The organism is Streptomyces sp. JNUCC 63 (assembly GCF_054366325.1).
Map to the genome: position 1 here is coordinate 4908376 of NZ_CM135963.1, position 18068 is coordinate 4926443.

The following is an 18068-nucleotide window of genomic DNA, read 5'->3' on the forward strand; positions in this document are numbered from 1 at the left end:
TCGCGTACGGTTGACGGCTGCCCAGCACGTCAGAAGGGGGCCCGGTGGCCGCTCAGGCTCAACAGGATTCCGCGGTCGGACCGGTCCACGGCCCGGATCGCGGCTCGGTTCACGGCGAGGCGTACGACTCCGTACGGGACCGCGAGATCCACGGGGAACAGCAACACCTGGACCGGGTGTACCGGCGCCTCGAGGAGAAGATCCACGAGGCCGAGTTCCTGATGCGTGACGCGGCCAGGCGCGGCCAGGTCGGCACGCCCGGCGCGCTGGCCGAGCGGGACGCACAGGTCTTCCGGGCGGGCATCCACCTCAACCGGCTGAACAACGAGTTCGAGGACTTCCTCTTCGGCCGTATCGACCTGCTGCCCGGCAAGGACGGCAGGAAAGGACCCGACGGGGCCTACACCGCCGTGGAGCCGGCCGAGGGCGCGGTGCGCGAGGACAGCACGGCCGACATCGCCGAGACCCTGCACATCGGCCGTATCGGTGTCCTCGACGAGGACTACGCCCCGCTGGTCATCGACTGGCGGGCACCGGCCGCCGCCCCCTTCTACCGCTCCACCCCGGTCGAGCCCGGCCGGGTCGTACGCCGCCGGGTCATCCGCTCCAAGGGCCGGCGCGTCCTCGGCGTCGAGGACGACCTGATGCGCCCCGAGCTGCGGGCCTTCCTCGACGGCCACGAGTTGCCCGTCATCGGCGACGGCGCGCTGATGGCGGCGCTCGGCCGGGCCCGCGGCCACACCATGCGGGACATCGTCGCCTCCATCCAGGCGGAGCAGGACCTCGTCATCCGCGCCCCCGCCGCCTCGGTGACGTACGTCGAGGGCGGTCCGGGCACGGGCAAGACGGCGGTCGCCCTGCACCGGGCGGCCTACCTGCTCTACCAGGACCGGCGCCGCTACGCCGGCGGCATCCTGATCGTCTCCCCGACCCCGCTGCTCGTCGCCTACACCGAGGGCGTGCTGCCCTCGCTCGGCGAGGAGGGCCAGGTCGCCATCCGCGCGATCGGCTCGCTGGTCGAGGGCGCCGAGGCCACGCTGTACGACTCCCCGTCGGTGGCGCGGGCCAAGGGGTCGTACAGGATGCTGAAGGTGCTGCGGAAGGCGGCCCGGGGAGCGCTGGAAGCGAACGGTTCACCGGACCGGCTGCGGGTCGTCGCCTTCGGGCGCCGGCTGGAGCTGGAGGGCGAGGAACTGGACCGTGTCCGGCGCACCGCCCTGGGCGGCACCGCGCCGGTCAATCTGCTGCGCCCGCGCGCCCGCAGGCTGCTGCTGGACGCCCTGTGGGAGAAGTCCGGCGCCGGCGCCCGGCACACCGACCCGGAGCTGGCCGCCGAGCTGCGCTCCTCCTTCGACGAGGACATCACCGACGAGGACTCCTTCATCGCCTTCCTGGACGCCTGGTGGCCCGAGCTGACCCCGCGGGCCGTGCTCACCGCCATGGCCGACGAACGGCGGCTGGGCCGCTGGGCCCGGCGGATCCTCAACCCCGGCGAGGTGCGCAGGGTCGCCCGCTCGCTGAGGCGGGACGGGTACTCGGTGCACGACATCGCCCTGCTCGACGAACTCCAGGCGATCCTCGGCACCCCGGCCCGCCCGAGGAAGAAGCGCGAACTGGACCCGCTCGACCAGCTCACCGGCCTGGAGGAGCTGATGCCCGTGCGCGAGGAATCGCAGCGCGAGCGGGCCGAGCGGCTGGCGCAGGAGCGCACCGAGTACGCGCACGTCATCGTGGACGAGGCGCAGGACCTCACGCCCATGCAGTGGCGGATGGTCGGCCGCCGCGGCCGGCACGCCACCTGGACGGTCGTCGGCGACCCCGCCCAGTCCTCCTGGTCCGACCCGGACGAGGCCGCCGAGGCCCGCGACGAGGCCCTGGGCACGCGTCCGCGCCGCCGCTTCCAGCTCACGGTGAACTACCGCAACCCGGCCGAGATCGCCGAGCTGGCCTCGAAGGTCCTCGCCCTGGCCATGCCCGGCTCGAAGGCCCCGTCGGCCGTCCGCTCCACGGGCGTGGAGCCGCGCTTCGCGGTCGTACGGGGCTCGGTGGAGAAGACCGTACGGGCGGAGGCCGAGCGGCTGCTGGACCGCGTGGACGGCACGGTCGGCGTGGTCGTCGCCATGAACCGGCGCGAGGAGGCCCGCCGCTGGCTCGCCGGGCTCGGCGACCGGGTGGTGGCCCTGGGGAGCCTGGAGGCGAAGGGGCTGGAGTACGACGCGACGATCGTCGTGTCCCCGGCGGAGATCGCCGACGAGTCCCCGGCCGGCCTGCGGGTCCTCTACGTCGCCCTGACCAGGGCCACCCAGCAGCTGACGGTCGTCTCGGGCGAGCGGGACGAACCGGACGGGGCCGGGGTGCCGGATCTGCTGCGGGGCTGAAGGGGAACGAACCGCCCCGGCGGGAATGGCCGCAGGGCATCCTTTTGTTAGCCTGGGTGTGACACCGGCCCGATCCAAGCCCCCGGGCCCAACCTTTGTCGCTTCGAGCGACCACTTGCCGCGAGGCGAGCATGGCGGGTCGGTGTCGCTTCATTGCTTCCAGAGGTCCGCGTCACGGGAGTGACGCGGACCTCTTTTGCTGTGCGGGCACCTTCCGCCGCCCCGCCGGTTCTCGTATGGTGAAAGTCACTTTCCGAAAATGGCACGTCCCTGAGAACAAAAAGTCCGCAATCGAGGGCGGTTACCACGTACTCAGGGGTAGGTGCGACGATCGGACGGCACAACTACGCGACACGGTGAAAGCAGAGGAAGTCGGTCATGGCAACGGCGCCCAGCGTCTCCTACTCGATGACGATCCGGCTGGAGGTGCCGGCGGGCGGGACCGCCGTATCGCAGCTCACCACGGCCGTGGAGTCCTCCGGAGGCTCGGTGACCGGCCTCGACGTCACCGCGTCCGGCCACGAGCGGCTTCGTATCGACGTCACCATCGCGGCCACCTCGACGGCGCACGCCCAGGAGATCGTCGAGAAGCTGCGCGGCATCGAGGGTGTCACGCTGGGCAAGGTCTCGGACCGTACGTTCCTCATGCACCTCGGCGGCAAGATCGAGATGGCGTCCAAGCACCCCATCCGCAACCGTGACGACCTGTCCATGGTCTACACGCCGGGTGTGGCCCGCGTCTGCATGGCGATCGCGGAGAACCCCGAGGACGCCCGCCGTCTGACCATCAAGCGCAATTCCGTTGCGGTCGTGACGGACGGCTCGGCGGTGCTGGGTCTGGGCAACATCGGCCCCAAGGCCGCGCTGCCGGTCATGGAGGGCAAGGCGGCCCTCTTCAAGCGGTTCGCCGGCATCGACGCCTGGCCGATCTGCCTGGACACCCAGGACACCGACGCGATCGTCGAGGTCGTCAAGGCGATCGCCCCCGGGTTCGCCGGCATCAACCTCGAGGACATCTCCGCGCCGCGCTGCTTCGAGATCGAGGCGCGGCTGCGCGAGGCGCTGGACATCCCCGTCTTCCACGACGACCAGCACGGCACCGCGATCGTCGTGCTCGCCTCGCTGACCAACGCACTTCGCGTGGTGGGCAAGGAGATCGACAGCGTGCGCGTGGTGATGTCCGGTGCCGGTGCGGCCGGTACGGCCATCCTCAAGCTGCTGCTCGCGGCCGGCGTGAAGAACGCCGTCGTCGCCGACATCCACGGCGTCGTGCACGCGGACCGCGAGGACCTCGTCGACGCCGCCCCGGAGTCGGCGCTGCGGTGGATCGCCGAGAACACCAACCCCGAGAACCTCACCGGCACGCTGAAGCAGGCCGTGCAGGGCGCGGACGTCTTCATCGGGGTCTCGGCGCCCGACGTGATCGACGGCGACGACGTGTCCGCCATGGCCGAGGGCGCGATCGTGTTCGCGCTCGCGAATCCCGACCCCGAGGTGGACCCGGCGATCGCCCGCGAGACGGCGGCAGTCGTGGCCACCGGCCGCTCCGACTTCCCCAACCAGATCAACAACGTGCTGGTCTTCCCGGGCGTCTTCCGCGGTCTGCTGGACGCGCAGTCCCGCAGCGTCAACACGGAGATGATGCTGGCCGCGGCGCAGGCCCTCGCCGACGTGGTCACCGAGGACGAGCTGAACCCGAACTACATCATTCCGAGCGTCTTCAACGACAAGGTCGCGGGCGCGGTCGCGGGGGCCGTCCGGGAGGCCGCGGAGAAGTCCGGGGCGACGGCGTGACGATCGCCACGGCGCCGCGAAACCGGCGCGTCGCGGGACATCCGGTCACCGGCGCGGTCTTATCGTGCCTGGAATCGGGCACTCTTTTCGTGTAACGCCCAGGGGTGTTCTCACGACTCCTAACGGGTGCCGGATTGGCATTGGTGCCGCAGGTGGAGGCAGGATGCCACTCTGGGCGCGAGGGTCTGGCGACGGACCCGGGTCCGGGGACTGACCGAGGACCCTGGCAGCATCGGCTTCGCTGTGCCCAACATGCGGCTTCGCCGCGTGGCACGCCTCAACGGCAAGAAGAACACGGGAGTAACAACATGAACCGCAGTGAGCTGGTGGCCGCGCTGGCCGACCGCGCCGAGGTGACCCGCAAGGACGCCGACGCCGTGCTGGCCGCGTTCGCCGACGTCGTCGGCGACATCGTCTCCAAGGGGGACGAGAAGGTCACCATCCCTGGTTTCCTGACCTTCGAGCGCACCCACCGTGCCGCTCGCACCGCCCGCAACCCGCAGACCGGCGAGCCGATCCAGATCCCGGCCGGCTACAGCGTGAAGGTCTCCGCGGGCAGCAAGCTCAAGGAATCCGCCAAGGGCAAGTGACCTTGCCGTCCGTACGCCACGAAATGACGTACGAGGCCCTGTAGGGCGCACCACGCCAATGGGGCGGCCCCCCTTCACCCGGGGAGCCGCCCCATCGCCGTACACACCTGCCGAGCGGAGCCGAGCCCCTGCCCGGGGAAGCCTGCCGTTTCGGCGGTGTCCGACCGGCTGACGCGCTTGCACGGGGCTTTGCCCCCGGGCTCCGGGCTCCGGGCTCCGGGCTCCGGCCGGGGCCGTCAGGCAGCTGATCAGGGGCGTCTTCCACCGCAGCCCGGCTCGCCGGGTTGCCGCACTGACCGGACGGATGGCCCCGGGCCCGCCGGAGGGGTGTGGGCCGGGGCGCCGGGCGAGGTGGCTGATCCGCCTTGCCGAGCGCTTGGGCCGAAAGTCCTGGGTTTCGGTGGGTCCGACCAGGCGGTGCGTCTCCCGGGCGGGGGCATCCCCACCATCGGAAGGTCAGGCCGGTCCTCGGCGTCCGGTGCGCCTCCCGGGCGGGGGCATCCCGGCGCGTGGCCTCCGCGTCCCGGCCGATGTGCCGCTCGGACCGCCAGGGGCGGGCCACTGTTCGGTCAGGCGGGTGCCTGGGCCGGGGAGCCCGCGGTTACGCGAGTCCGACTGGCCGGTGGGCTTGCGGGGGCCATTCCTGGGCGTTGGCTTCGCGGCCCTGGCCGGGGACGGCTGGGGAGCCACTGTTCGGTCAGGCGGGCGCCTGGGCCGGGGGGCCCGCCGTTTCGGCGAGTTCCACCGGCCGGTGGGCTTGCCCGGGGTTCTGGCCTGGGGACGGCCCCCAGGCCCCCGGCCGAGGGCGTCGGCCGGGCCGTCAGGCCGGGTGGCCGGGGTGATCAGCCGAGGGCCTGGCCCGGTAGTTCGACCTTGGCGCCGAGTTCCACGAGCTTTTCCATGAAGTTCTCGTAGCCGCGGTTGATCAGGTCGATGCCGTGGACGCGGGAGGTGCCCTGGGCGGCCAGGGCGGCGATCAGGTAGGAGAAGCCACCGCGCAGGTCCGGGATGACCAGGTCGGAGCCCTGGAGGCGGGTCGGGCCGGAGACCACCGCGGAGTGCAGGAAGTTGCGCTGGCCGAAGCGGCAGTCGGAGCCGCCCAGGCACTCGCGGTACAGCTGGATGTGCGCGCCCATCTGGTTCAGCGCCGAGGTGAAGCCCAGCCGGGACTCGTACACCGTCTCGTGGATGATCGACAGGCCGGTCGCCTGGGTGAGGGCGACCACCAGCGGCTGCTGCCAGTCGGTCTGGAAGCCGGGGTGCACGTCCGTCTCCAGCGCGATGGACTTCAACTGCCCACCGGGGTGCCAGAAGCGGATGCCCTCGTCGTCGATCTCGAACGCGCCGCCCACCTTCCGGTAGGTGTTCAGGAACGTCATCATCGACCGCTGCTGCGCGCCGCGGACGTAGATGTTGCCCTCGGTCGCCAGCGCCGCCGACGCCCAGGACGCGGCCTCCAGACGGTCCGCGAGCGCCCGGTGGGTGTAGCCACCGAGCTTCTCCACACCCGTGATGCGGATCGTGCGGTCGGTGTCCATCGCGATGATCGCGCCCATCTTCTGCAGGACGCAGATCAGGTCCTCGATCTCCGGCTCCACGGCCGCGTTGGACAACTCCGTGACGCCCTCGGCCAGCACGGCCGTCAGCAGCACCTGCTCGGTCGCGCCGACCGACGGGTAGGGGAGGCGGATCTTCGTCCCCCGCAGCCCCTTCGGCGCCTCCAGGTACTGACCGTCGGCCCGCTTCTCGATCACCGCGCCGAACTGCCGCAGCACGTCGAAGTGGAAGTCGATCGGGCGGCCACCGATGTCACAGCCGCCCAGCCCCGGGATGAACGCGTGCCCCAGCCGGTGCAGCAGCGGGCCGCAGAACAGGATCGGGATGCGCGAAGAGCCCGCGTGGGCATCGATGTCGGCCACGTTCGCGCTCTCCACATGGGTCGGGTCGAGCACCAGCTCACCCGGCTCGTCGCCCGGCCGGACCGTCACCCCGTGCAGTTGCAGCAGACCGCGTACGACCCGCACGTCACGGATGTCCGGAACGTTGCGCAGGCGACTCGGCTCACCGCCCAGCAGAGCGGCGACCATGGCCTTCGGCACGAGGTTCTTCGCACCGCGGACACGGATCTCGCCCTCCAGCGGGGTTCCGCCATGGACAAGCAGGACATCGTCGTTGACGGTCATGTATCTCGCGTTCCGATGAGTTGGTCAGGGGCCGGCCGATCACTTCGGTCAGGAGGCCGGAGAGACAGAGTAGTCGCCGCGCGCCCCCCTTCCGTAAGCCCGTCGACGGCGCAGTCGGGTCATGACCGTGTCACAACACGAACCGTTGAACACCGGGTACCCGCGGTCACCGGAACCGCGGTGCGCCGGTCATGCATCCGTCCCCCTGAGCTGCTCTCACTCACGTAGCCGGATTGGCTCCCCACGCGAAGGGAAGATGCGGGATCATGTCTGGCATGACCGAGGTGTCCTCGCTCACAGGGCGGCTGCTCGTGGCAACGCCCGCCCTGGCGGACCCGAACTTCGACCGTGCGGTGGTGCTCCTTCTCGACCACGACGAGGAGGGCTCCCTCGGTGTCGTCCTCAACCGTCCCACCCCCGTGGACGTGGGCGACATCCTGGAGGGATGGGCGGATCTCGCCGGGGAGCCCGGTGTCGTGTTCCAGGGCGGCCCGGTGTCGCTGGACTCCGCGCTCGGCGTCGCCGTCATCCCCGGCGGCGGCTCCGGCGAACGCGCCCCGCTGGGCTGGCGCCGGGTGCACGGCGCGATCGGTCTCGTCGACCTCGAGGCACCTCCCGAGCTGCTGGCCTCCGTCCTCGGCTCACTGCGGATCTTCGCCGGGTACGCCGGCTGGGGCCCCGGCCAGCTGGAGGACGAGCTGGCGGAAGGGGCCTGGTACGTCGTCGAGTCCGAACCCGGCGACGTCTCCTCCCCGTTCCCCGAGAGGCTCTGGCGCGAGGTGCTGCGCCGCCAGCGCAACGAGCTGGCGATGGTCGCCACGTATCCGGACGACCCGTCGCTCAACTGATGCCGGCCGGCTTCAGTACCCTTGCCGTATGAGCACTCTCGAGCCCGAGCGCGGCACTGGTACGGGGACCCTCGTCGAGCCGACGCCGCAGGTGTCCCACGGCGACGGTGACCACGAGCGCTTCGCCCACTACGTCCAGAAGGACAAGATCATGGCGAGCGCCCTCGACGGTACGCCCGTCGTGGCGCTCTGCGGCAAGGTGTGGGTGCCGGGCCGTGACCCGAAGAAGTACCCCGTGTGCCCGCTGTGCAAGGAGATCTACGAATCCATGAGCGGCGGCGGCGAGGGCGGCGACGACAAGAAGTAACCGGCCACCGCTCGGCTGAGACGTGTGGGCCCCCGAGGCGCGTTCCGGCGTGCCCGCGGGGGCCTGTGCTGTCGAGTGGAGTGTGCAGCATGTGCAACGCTCGTTGCGCTGCGTCGCGCCCGGCGCTACCCATGAGGGCATGACCGACGTGATTCCCGCGCCGCGCGCCGTGGCCGGCACCCCGGGCCGCGCCGTCCCGCTCGACCGGGAGACCACCCTGTGGGCCACGCCGGGCACCGGCGGCACGGAGCGCTGGCTGCGCGCCACCCTCGGCGCGGCCCTCGGCCTGCCCTTCCCCGCAGGCCCCGAGGACGCCCTGAACTCCGTACGGCTGTGCCTGGACGACACCCTGGAGCCCGAGGCGTACCGGCTCGCCGCCGTCCCCGGCCGGGGCGTCGAGATCCGCGGCGGCTCTCCGGCCGGGGTCTTCTGGGGCGCGCAGACCCTGCGCCAGCTGCTCGGACCGGACGCCTTCCGGCGCGCCCCCGTACGGCCGGACGCCGCCCACGCGGTCCCGGCCCGGGTCGTCGAGGACGCCCCCCGCTTCCGCTGGCGCGGGCTGATGCTCGACGTGGCCCGGCACTTCATGCCCAAGGACGGCGTCCTGCGCTACGTCGATCTGATGGCCGCGCACAAACTCAACGTGCTGCACCTGCACCTGACGGACGACCAGGGCTGGCGCGTCGAGATCGAGCGCTACCCGAGGCTGACGGAGGTCGGCTCCTGGCGGACGCGGACGAAATTCGGCCACCGGGCGTCCCCGCTGTGGGAGGACAAGCCCCACGGCGGCCACTACACCCAGGACGACATCCGGGAGATCGTCGCCTACGCCGCCGAGCGGCATATCGGCGTCGTCCCCGAGATCGACGTACCCGGGCACTCGCAGGCCGCCATCGCCGCGTACCCGGAACTCGGCAACACCGACGTCATCGACACCTCCGCCCTCACCGTCTGGGACAACTGGGGGATCAGTCCGAACGTACTCGCCCCCACTGACAACACCCTGCGGTTCTACGAGGGCGTCTTCGAGGAACTGCTCGAGCTGTTCCCCGTGGACGCGGCCGAGTTCTCGGCGTTCGTCCACATCGGCGGCGACGAGTGCCCCAAGGAGCAGTGGCGGGCCTCGCCCACCGCGCAGGCGCGCATCAAGGAACTCGGGCTGGCGGACGAGGACGAGTTGCAGGCGTGGTTCGTCGGCCACTTCGACACCTGGCTCTCCGCGCGCGGGCGCAGGCTGATCGGCTGGGACGAGATCCTGGAGGGCGGACTGGCGCCCGGCGCCGCGGTGTCGTCCTGGCGCGGATACGCGGGCGGAATCGCCGCAGCGCGGGCCGGCCACGACGTCGTCATGTGCCCGGAACAGCAGGTGTACTTGGACCACCGTCAGGCCCCGGGCGAGGACGAGCCCGTGCCGATCGGCTACGTGCGCACCCTGGAGGACGTCTACCGGTTCGAGCCGGTTCCCCCCGGACTCGGCGCGGACCAGGCCCGTCGTGTGCTGGGCACCCAGGCCAATGTGTGGACGGAGGTCATGGAGGACTCCGCGCGCGTGGACTACCAGGCCTTCCCCAGGCTGGCCGCGTTCGCCGAGGTCGCCTGGAGCCCTCTGCCCGCCCCCGCGGAACGGGACTTCGCCGGTTTCGAGCGGCGGATGACCACCCACTACCGGCGGCTGGACGCCCTGGGTGTCGGCTACCGCCCGCCCACCGGACCGCGTCCGTGGCAGCGGCGGCCGGGTGTCCTTGGCCGGCCCGTCGAGGGGCCGCCGCCGTCGCGGTAGCCGGCCGGTGCCGAGGTGACCGGCCGCCCGCCGTCTCGAACTGGTGACGGAAAAAGTTCGCAAGAGTCAGCGAAGAGTGGAAATTCGCCCGCACCGGTGATGCCGTGCCAAATCGGACCATGTCGCTGGTGAGGTGGGCGAATACCCCTTAGCGGACCCCTGTCTTCGGCCCCTGCGAAGATGTGCCAGAGTTGCCACGTCCGCCCTGTCGGCACGTACCGTACGGCAGCACGGGTGGGACCAGTGGGGCAGCGGGAAGGGGCAGCCGGTTTTGACCACGCACGCACCGCAGGCGGGGCAGGCCGTCACGCTGCCCACGACGCTGGACGAGGCCGTGGCGGCGCTCACCGCCGTGCCCGCCGCGGTTCCCGTGGCGGGCGGCACCGACCTCATGGCCGCCGTCAACTCCGGGCAGCTCAGGCCCGCCGCGCTGGTCGGCCTCGGCCGGATCAGCGAGATCCGTGGCTGGCAGTACCAGGACGGCCACGCGCTGCTCGGCGCGGGCCTCACGCACGCGCGTATGGGGCGCCCCGACTTCGCCGCCCTCATCCCCGCCCTCGCGGCGGCGGCACGCGCGGCCGGCCCGCCGCACATCCGCAACGCGGGCACCCTCGGCGGCAACATCGCCTCGGCCGCCCCCACCGGGGACGCGCTGCCGGTGCTGGCCGCCCTGGAGGCGACGCTGATCATCGTGGGCCCGGGCGGAGCCCGCCGGGAGATCCCGGTGTCGCACCTGCTGGCCGGCGTGGAGATGCTTCGCGCGGGCGAGCTCATCGGCTACGTGCGCGTGCCGCTGCTGCACGCGCCGCAGGTCTTCCTCAAGGCGACCGGCCGCACCGGCCCGGGCCGCGCGGTGGCGTCCGTGGCGCTGGTCCTCGACCCGGCCCGGCGCGGGGTGCGGTGCGCGGTGGGTGCCATAGCGCCGATGCCGCTCAGGCCGCTGGACGCCGAGCACTGGGTGGGCCGGCTCATCGACTGGGACAACGGCCGCACGATCGTCCCGGAGGCGCTGAACGCCTTCGGGGAGTACGTCGCCGCGGCCTGCATCCCCGACCCGGCCCCGACCGAGGACGGCTCCGTGCAGCAACTTCCGCCCGCCGTACTGCATCTGCGGCGCACCGTCGCCGCGCTGGCCCGACGAGCACTGGGGAGGGCGCTGTCGTGACCGACGACCAGCACGGAGAGGGAGCCCCGGGCAGCGGCGGCCGCTGGGACCCGCTGCCCCAGGGCGACTACGACGACGGCGCCACCGCGTTCGTGAAGCTGCCCGAGGGCGGCATCGACGCCCTCCTGGCCGCCGACAGCCCGCTCGCCGCGCCCGGGCAGGGCTATGTGCCGCCGCAGATAACGGTCACGTCCACCTCGACGGCGGCCACCGACCCGGCCGCCACCGGCAGTTGGGCCGTGCCGGGCGCGCCCGCCGAGGGCGCCCGGTGGCCCGAGCCGGGCGCCGTGCCGCCGGACACGGGCGCGGAGGCGGACGACCGGTTCACGTACCGTCCGGAGGCCACCCAGCACTGGACCTTCGACGAGACCCGGGCGGACCGGGCCGCCGAGGCCCCACACGCGTCCGGGCAGGATGTGACCGGGCAGTGGTCGATCCCCGTCGCCGGGGGTGACATCCCGGACGAGTCGGGCGAGTTCACCACGTCGTCCCTGATCCAGCAGTGGGGCGGCACCCCTCCGGCCACCCTTCCCGGCGGCGCGTCCGCGCCGTGGGCGACGGAGGCGGTGGGCGAGGCGTGGAGCCGGCCGCGCGCCGAGACGGAGCCGGGCGGGCAGCCAGCGGACGGCACGCACGCGCGTGGGTCGGCCGAGGGCGGGCACGGCACCGAGTCGGCACAAGACCCGTACCGGGCCGGGACTTCGGCAGGCGGCGCGCACGGCGGTGAGTGGACGTCGGCGGATGCCCGTGCGGAAGGCCGGCGGGCGGGGGCGCCGCACGCGGGCGAGGAGCCCGCGTCGCCCGAGCGGGAGACCACCGCCTCCGCCGCCACGGGCGGCCGGCCGCCCGCCGCACCCGGACACGACACCCGGACCTCGCCCGAGCCCGGCGCCGAGGTCCCCCGGGGCCCCGTCCCCGGGGCAGTCGAGGCCGGCGAGGTTGCCGCAGCGGCCGCCGAAGGCCCCGCAGAGCCGCCCGCACGGCCCGACGCGGCCGGGGACACCGGCCCGTCCTCCCGGGCCCCCGAAGGGCCCGTCACGGGCGCCGACACCGCCACCGCGCGCCAGGACGCCCCGCGCCCGGACACCACCTCCCCGGCCACCACGTCCTCCGAGGGCCCACCGTCCTCACCTCCGCAGGACGAACACCCGCTCGCCTCCTACGTGCTGCGCGTCAACGGCGCCGACCGGCCCGTCACCGAGGCCTGGATCGGCGAGTCACTGCTGTACGTGCTGCGCGAGCGGCTCGGCCTCGCGGGTGCCAAGGACGGCTGCTCGCAGGGCGAGTGCGGCGCCTGCAACGTGCAGGTCGACGGACGCCTGGTCGCCTCCTGCCTGGTGCCGGCGGTCACCGCGGCCGGCAGCGAGGTCCGTACGGTCGAGGGCCTGGCCGTGGACGGGCAGCCCTCGGACGTGCAGCGGGCGCTCGCCCGGTGCGGCGCGGTCCAGTGCGGCTTCTGCGTGCCCGGCATGGCGATGACCGTGCACGACCTGCTGGAGGGCAACCCGGACCCGACCGAACTGGAGACCCGCCAGGCCCTGTGCGGCAACCTGTGCCGCTGCTCGGGCTACCGGGGCGTCCTGCAGGCCGTCAAGGAGGTCGTCGCCGAACGCGAGGCGCACGCCTCGACGGACGACGCCGAGCCGGACACCGACGAGCCGCGCATCCCCCACCAGGCGGGACCGGGCGACGGCGGGGTCCACCCCTCGGCGTTCGAGTCCCCGCGACCGCACGACCCCTACGGCCAGGACGGAGGCCGGGCGTGAGCAACGAAGCCGCCACCGCTGCCGCCACCGAGACCGCCGCCGCGCCCGAGCCGCTGCCGCACGGCCTCGGCTCCTCGCTGCCGGCCGCCGACGCCCGGGCCAAGACGGAGGGCACCTTCCCGTACGCGGCCGACCTGTGGGCCGAGGGCCTGCTGTGGGCGGCCGTGCTGCGCTCACCGCACCCGCACGCGCGCATTGTGTCCATCGACACCACACACGCGCGCGAGATGCCCGGTGTACGGGCCGTCGTCACCCACGAGGACGTCCCCGGCCGCCCGGTGTACGGCCGGGGCACGGCCGACCGCCCGGTGTTCGCCTCGGAGGTCGTACGCCACCACGGCGAGCCCATCGCGGCCGTCGCCGCCGACCACCCGGACACCGCGCGGATGGCCGCCGCGGCCGTCATCGTCGAGTACGAGGTGCTCGACCCGGTGACCGACCCCGAGCAGGCCTTCGAGGCCGAGCCGCTGCACCCCGACGGCAACCTGATCCGGCACATCCCGCTGCGCCACGGCGACCCGGAGGCGGTCGGCGAGGTCGTCGTCGAGGGCCTGTACCGCATCGGCCGCCAGGACCCGGCCCCCATCGGGGCCGAAGCCGGGCTCGCGGTGCCCCGCCCCGACGGCGGCGTGGAGCTGTACCTGGCCTCCACCGACCCGCACACCGACCGCGACACGCTCGCCGCCTGCTACGGCCTGGAACCCGAGCGCGTGAAGATCGTCGTCACCGGCGTTCCGGGTGCGACGGCCGACCGCGAGGACCAGGGCTTCCAGCTGCCGCTCGGCCTGCTGGCGCTGCGCACCGGCTGCCCGGTGAAACTGACGGCGACCCGCGAGGAGTCCTTCCTGGGCCACACGCACCGCCACCCGACGCTGCTGCGCTACCGCCACCACGCCGACGCCGAGGGCACGCTGGTCAAGGTCGAGGCGCAGATCCTGCTGGACGCGGGCGCCTACGCCGACACCTCCTCCGACGCCCTGGCCGCCGCCGTGGCCTTCGCCTGCGGCCCCTACGTCGTGCCGAACGCCTTCATCGAGGGCTGGGCGGTGCGCACCAACAACCCGCCCTCCGGCCACGTCCGCGGCGAGGGCGCGATGCAGGTGTGCGCCGCCTACGAGGCGCAGATGGACAAGCTGGCCAAGAAGCTCGGGCTCGACCCGGCCGAGGTGCGCCTGCGCAACGTCATGGCGACCGGTGACGTACTGCCGACCGGCCAGACGGTGACGTGCCCGGCGCCGGTCGCCGAACTGCTCCAGGCCGTACGGGACCACCCCCTGCCCCCGCTGCCCAAGGACACCCCCGAGGAGGAGTGGCTGCTGCCCGGCGGGCCCGAGGGCGCGGGCGAACCGGGCGCGGTGCGCCGGGGCGTGGGCTACGGCCTGGGCATGGTGCACATGCTCGGCGCGGAGGGCGCCGACGAGGTCTCCACGGCGACCGTGAAGGTCCACGGCGGCGTGGCGACGGTGCTGTGCGCCGCGGTGGAGACCGGCCAGGGCTTCACCACGCTCGCCCGGCAGATCGTCCAGGAGACCCTCGGCATCGACGAGGTCCACGTGGCACCGGTCGACACCGACCAGCCGCCGGTCGGCGCGGGCTGCCGCGGCCGCCACACCTGGGTGTCGGGCGGCGCGGTGGAACGCGCGGCGAAGATGGTCCGCACGCAGCTCCTGCAGCCGCTGGCGCACCAGTTCGGCATGTCCACGGAGCTGCTGCAGATCACGGACGGCAAGATCACGTCGTACGACGGCGTCCTGTCCACGACCGTGACGGAGGCGATGGACGGCAAGGAACTGTGGGCGACGGCCCAGTGCCGCCCGCACCCCACGGAGCCCCTGGACGAGGTCGGCCAGGGCGACGCCTTCGTGGGCCTCGCCTTCTGCGCGATCCGCGCGGTGGTGGACGTGGACATCGAGATGGGCACGGTACGGGTGGTGGAGCTGGCCGTGGCGCAGGACGTCGGCCGGGTCCTGAACCCCGCCCAGCTGACCGCCCGGATCGAGGGGGGCGTCACCCAGGGCGTGGGCATCGCCCTCACGGAGAACCTGCGCACCCCGCGCGGGCTGATCCGCCACCCCGACCTCACGGGCTACGCCCTGCCCACGGCCCTGGACACACCCGACATCCAGATCGTGAAGCTGGTCGAGGAGCGGGACGTCGTCGCCCCCTTCGGCGCCAAGGCGGTCAGCGCGGTACCGGTCGTGACCTCCCCGGCGGCCGTCGCCTCCGCGGTACGCGCCGCCACCGGCCGCCCCGTCAACCGCCTGCCGATCCGCCCCCAGGCGGCGGTCGTGACCGGCCAGTAGCCGAGGCACTTGGACGGACCCGGTGCCGGGAGGGAACGCCGAGCCCCCGCCCTGCGTCTTCCGTCCCGGGGCGTTGTCAGTGGTGCGGCGTAGTGTTCCAGCCAGTGGGGACGACGGCCTCCGCCCGAGGCGGCACGCCGAAGCGCGCCCTGCCCGGTACCTGAACCGATCCGCACGGGGGAGCAATGAGCACGACCGACACCGTTGCCGCGGTGATCACCCTGCCCGCATCCGGACTGACCCTCGACCTGCCCACCCGCCTGCTGCACCAGGAGTTCGGCCAGGGCCGCGTCGCCCGCTTCGAGGACGTCGACTTCCCCGCCACCCTCACCCACGAGCCGACCCGCCGCTTCCTGCGCGACACGGGCCTGCCCGAGGACGGGATCCTCCTCCAGCTCGACAGCGACGTGCCGTTGCCGACCCTCGCCGAGTTCTACGCCGAGGAGCGCGTCGACGTTTTCTGGCCGGGCGAACTTCCCTCCCGCGCCGACCACTTGATACGCCTGGGCCGCCTGGTGGACGGCAACAGCCTGGTGGTCGACGGCACCACGGGCAAGGTCGGCACCTGGAGCGAGGACCGGGCCACCCTGTCCCCGTTCATCAAGGACGTCTCCGTCCTCACCCTCACACTCTGGCTGTTGCACCGCGCTCTCGGAGGCCCCATACGCCGTTCATGAACGGCGGTCGTACGACCAAGGTCGCAGGTCACGGGCGACTCCCGACAGGGGCCGAAGGCGTCTGCGCACCTTACGCTGGCGGGCATGAGTGCCCTGGAACCGCGCGACGCCGACGTCGCGGACATCTCCGACAGAAGCCGGCCGTGTGACGAGCCGGCCGACACCGTGCTGAGCCGGAGCCACCGGTCGCTGAGCATCGGGATCGTGTCGGTCGTGCTGCTGATCGCCTTCGAGGCGACGGCCGTCGGCACCGCGATGCCCGTCGCGGCACGGGAGCTGGACGGGGTGTCGCTGTACGCGTTCGCGTTCTCGGGGTTCTTCACGACGAGCCTGTTCGGGATGGTGCTCTCCGGGCAGTGGTCGGACCGGCGGGGGCCCCTGGGGCCGCTGACCGCGGGGATCGGCTCGTTCGCGGCGGGGCTGCTGCTGGCCGGGACGGCGGGTGCGATGTGGGTGTTCATCCTGGGGCGCGCCGTGCAGGGACTCGGCGGCGGGCTGGTGATCGTCGCCCTGTACGTCGTCGTCAGCCGGGCCTACCCCGAGCGGCTGCGGCCGTCGATCATGGCGGCGTTCGCGGCGGCCTGGGTGGTCCCGTCGATCGTCGGTCCCCTCGCCTCGGGCGCGGTGACCGAGCACCTCGGCTGGCGCTGGGTGTTCGTCGGCATCCCGGTGCTGGTCGTGTTCCCGCTGGCGATCGCCCTGCCGCAGATACGGCGGCGGGCGGCCGGTCCGGTGGGGGAGCCCGGCGAGGAGCAGGCCTCCTTCGACCTGCGGCGCATCCGGCTCGCCCTCGGTATCTCCCTGGGCGCCGGGCTGCTGCAGTACGCGGCCCAGGACCTGCGGTGGCTGTCGCTGCTGCCCGGAGCGGCGGGGGCCGCGCTGCTGGTGCCGGCCGTGCTGGGACTGCTGCCGCGCGGCACGTACCGGGCGGCGCGCGGGCTGCCGTCCGTCGTGCTGCTGCGCGGGGTCGCGGCGGGCTCCTTCATCGCCGCCGAGTCCTTCGTGCCGCTGATGCTCGTCACCCAGCGGGGGCTGTCCCCGACGCTGGCCGGGTTCTCCCTCGCGGCCGGTGGGGTCACCTGGGCGCTGGGCTCGTGGGTGCAGTCGCGGCCGCGGATGGCGCCGTACCGGGAGCGGCTGATGACCCTCGGGATGCTGCTGGTGGCCGCGGCCGTCGCCGCCGCGCCCAGCGTGCTGATCGACGCCGTGCCCGTCTGGACGGTCGCCGTCGCCTGGGCCTTCGGCTGCTTCGGCATGGGCCTGGTCATCGCCTCCACCAGCGTGCTGCTGCTGCGCCTGTCCGCCCCCGAGGAGGCCGGCACCAACTCCGCGGCCCTGCAGATCTCCGACGCCCTGTCCAACGTCGTCCTTCTCGCCGCGGGAGGCGCCGCGTTCGCCGCGCTGGGCGGTGGCACGGTCGCCCACACGACCGCGACGGCCGGCTCGGCCTCCCACCCGGCCGCGTTCGCGGTGGTGTTCCTGCCGATGGCGGGGGTGGCACTGGTGGGGGCCTGGGTGACGCGGCGGTTGCGGGTTCACCCCTGAGTGGTACCAGTTTGACCCCATCGCATGGTACTGTTCTGGTATGGCTATGAATCTGCGTCTCCGTGACGACCAGACGGAAGCACTGAAGCTGCGCGCCGAGGAGGAGGGCGTCAGTATGCACGCGATACTGCTGAGGGCCGTGGACGACTACCTGGCCAGGACGGCGCACGAGGCACTCGTCCGCAAGGCCGCCAAGGAGCAGACCGTCAAGTGGGCGGAGCTCCTGGAGCGGCTGAAGTGACGTGCGTCTATCTGTCGGCCGAGGACGTCCTGACCATCGCCGAACATGCCGTGGACGATCAGAAGGTCGTCGTGCGTGACGCGGGCCTGCTGGAGTCGGCGGTGCACCGGCCGTCGGCTTCGATGTTCGGGCAGGAGGCGTACACCGACCTGTTCGACAAGGCGGCCGCGCTCCTGCAGTCGCTGGCCATCAACCGCCCCTTCGTCGATGGGAACAAGCGCACGGCCTGGACGTCCTGCGTCGTCTTCCTGGCCCTGAACAACGTGCAACTGCGTCCGGACATCGACGCGGCCGAGCGCCTGGTCATCGCCGTGGCGACGGGCAGCCTCGAGGAGGAGGTCAAGGTGATCGGTGAGGCGCTGCGGGAGCTCGCGGAGCGGGATGTGTGACCTCAGTCCCATCTCCGGGTGACGCCGTGCCGTTGGCGCGTTGACACCGCCGGGCCGCCGGTAGGGTGGCCCGGTCGTCATACGTAGCCGAGCCCCCAGCAC

Annotated in this window: 14 protein-coding genes; 13 read left to right on the forward strand and 1 reads right to left on the reverse strand. The window is 72.8% G+C overall.

Annotated features, from left to right (window positions below):
- The first annotated feature begins 44 nt into the window (after nucleotides 1–44).
- The 3 genes from ACX25U_RS22545 (at nucleotide 45) to ACX25U_RS22555 (ending at nucleotide 4762) form a co-directional block, all read left to right on the forward strand.
- Nucleotides 45–2378 carry a HelD family protein gene (locus tag ACX25U_RS22545; protein WP_454382642.1) on the forward strand — a complete coding sequence of 778 codons (2334 nt, stop codon included), beginning with the start codon at nucleotides 45–47 and terminating at the stop codon, nucleotides 2376–2378.
- A 378-nt stretch (nucleotides 2379–2756) separates the two neighbouring features.
- Complete coding sequence (locus tag ACX25U_RS22550) at nucleotides 2757–4172, forward strand: malic enzyme-like NAD(P)-binding protein (RefSeq protein WP_454382644.1); 1416 nt, start codon at nucleotides 2757–2759, stop codon at nucleotides 4170–4172.
- Nucleotides 4173–4480: 308 nt separating this feature from the next.
- A complete protein-coding gene (locus ACX25U_RS22555; RefSeq protein WP_112468873.1) occupies nucleotides 4481–4762 on the forward strand; it encodes an HU family DNA-binding protein in 282 nt (93 codons plus the stop codon).
- Between the two features lie 842 nt (nucleotides 4763–5604).
- Here ACX25U_RS22555 and murA read toward each other — a convergent pair.
- The gene (murA, locus tag ACX25U_RS22560; protein WP_454382646.1) at nucleotides 5605–6945 is read right to left on the reverse strand and encodes a UDP-N-acetylglucosamine 1-carboxyvinyltransferase; all 1341 of its coding nucleotides are present in this window, start codon (nucleotides 6943–6945) and stop codon (nucleotides 5605–5607) included.
- Nucleotides 6946–7220: 275 nt separating this feature from the next.
- On the opposite strand from murA, the gene ACX25U_RS22565 reads away from it, so the two are divergent.
- From ACX25U_RS22565 to ACX25U_RS22610, 10 genes are all read left to right on the forward strand, one after another.
- A complete protein-coding gene (locus tag ACX25U_RS22565) occupies nucleotides 7221–7793 on the forward strand; it encodes a YqgE/AlgH family protein (protein WP_454382648.1) in 573 nt (190 codons plus the stop codon).
- Between the two features lie 28 nt (nucleotides 7794–7821).
- Nucleotides 7822–8100, forward strand: a complete 279-nt coding sequence (locus ACX25U_RS22570) for a DUF3039 domain-containing protein (protein WP_111003985.1) — start codon at nucleotides 7822–7824, stop codon at nucleotides 8098–8100.
- 139 nt (nucleotides 8101–8239) lie between these two features.
- On the forward strand, nucleotides 8240–9880 hold the full coding sequence (locus tag ACX25U_RS22575; protein ID WP_454382650.1) for a beta-N-acetylhexosaminidase: 1641 nt from the start codon (nucleotides 8240–8242) through the stop codon (nucleotides 9878–9880).
- A 271-nt stretch (nucleotides 9881–10151) separates the two neighbouring features.
- Complete coding sequence (locus tag ACX25U_RS22580; RefSeq protein ID WP_454382651.1) at nucleotides 10152–11045, forward strand: FAD binding domain-containing protein; 894 nt, start codon at nucleotides 10152–10154, stop codon at nucleotides 11043–11045.
- Entirely contained in the window at nucleotides 11042–12811 is a 1770-nt protein-coding gene (locus ACX25U_RS22585; RefSeq protein ID WP_454382652.1) for a 2Fe-2S iron-sulfur cluster-binding protein, read from the forward strand. Before ACX25U_RS22580 ends, ACX25U_RS22585 begins: the two co-directional genes overlap by 4 nt.
- Nucleotides 12808–15114: a xanthine dehydrogenase family protein molybdopterin-binding subunit gene (locus ACX25U_RS22590; RefSeq protein WP_454382653.1), complete on the forward strand. Its 2307-nt coding sequence runs from the start codon at nucleotides 12808–12810 to the stop codon at nucleotides 15112–15114. The genes ACX25U_RS22585 and ACX25U_RS22590 overlap by 4 nt, the downstream gene beginning before the upstream one ends.
- 185 nt (nucleotides 15115–15299) lie before the next feature.
- Nucleotides 15300–15791, forward strand: coding sequence for an SUKH-4 family immunity protein (locus ACX25U_RS22595; protein WP_454382654.1), 492 nt, complete (start codon nucleotides 15300–15302; stop codon nucleotides 15789–15791).
- Between the two features lie 84 nt (nucleotides 15792–15875).
- The gene (locus ACX25U_RS22600; protein WP_454382655.1) at nucleotides 15876–17336 is read left to right on the forward strand and encodes an MFS transporter; all 1461 of its coding nucleotides are present in this window, start codon (nucleotides 15876–15878) and stop codon (nucleotides 17334–17336) included.
- A gap of 40 nt (nucleotides 17337–17376) precedes the next feature.
- Entirely contained in the window at nucleotides 17377–17577 is a 201-nt protein-coding gene (locus tag ACX25U_RS22605) for a ribbon-helix-helix protein, CopG family (protein ID WP_196462387.1), read from the forward strand.
- Complete coding sequence (locus ACX25U_RS22610; protein WP_454382656.1) at nucleotides 17574–17966, forward strand: type II toxin-antitoxin system death-on-curing family toxin; 393 nt, start codon at nucleotides 17574–17576, stop codon at nucleotides 17964–17966. Before ACX25U_RS22605 ends, ACX25U_RS22610 begins: the two co-directional genes overlap by 4 nt.
- Nucleotides 17967–18068: the final 102 nt, after the last annotated feature.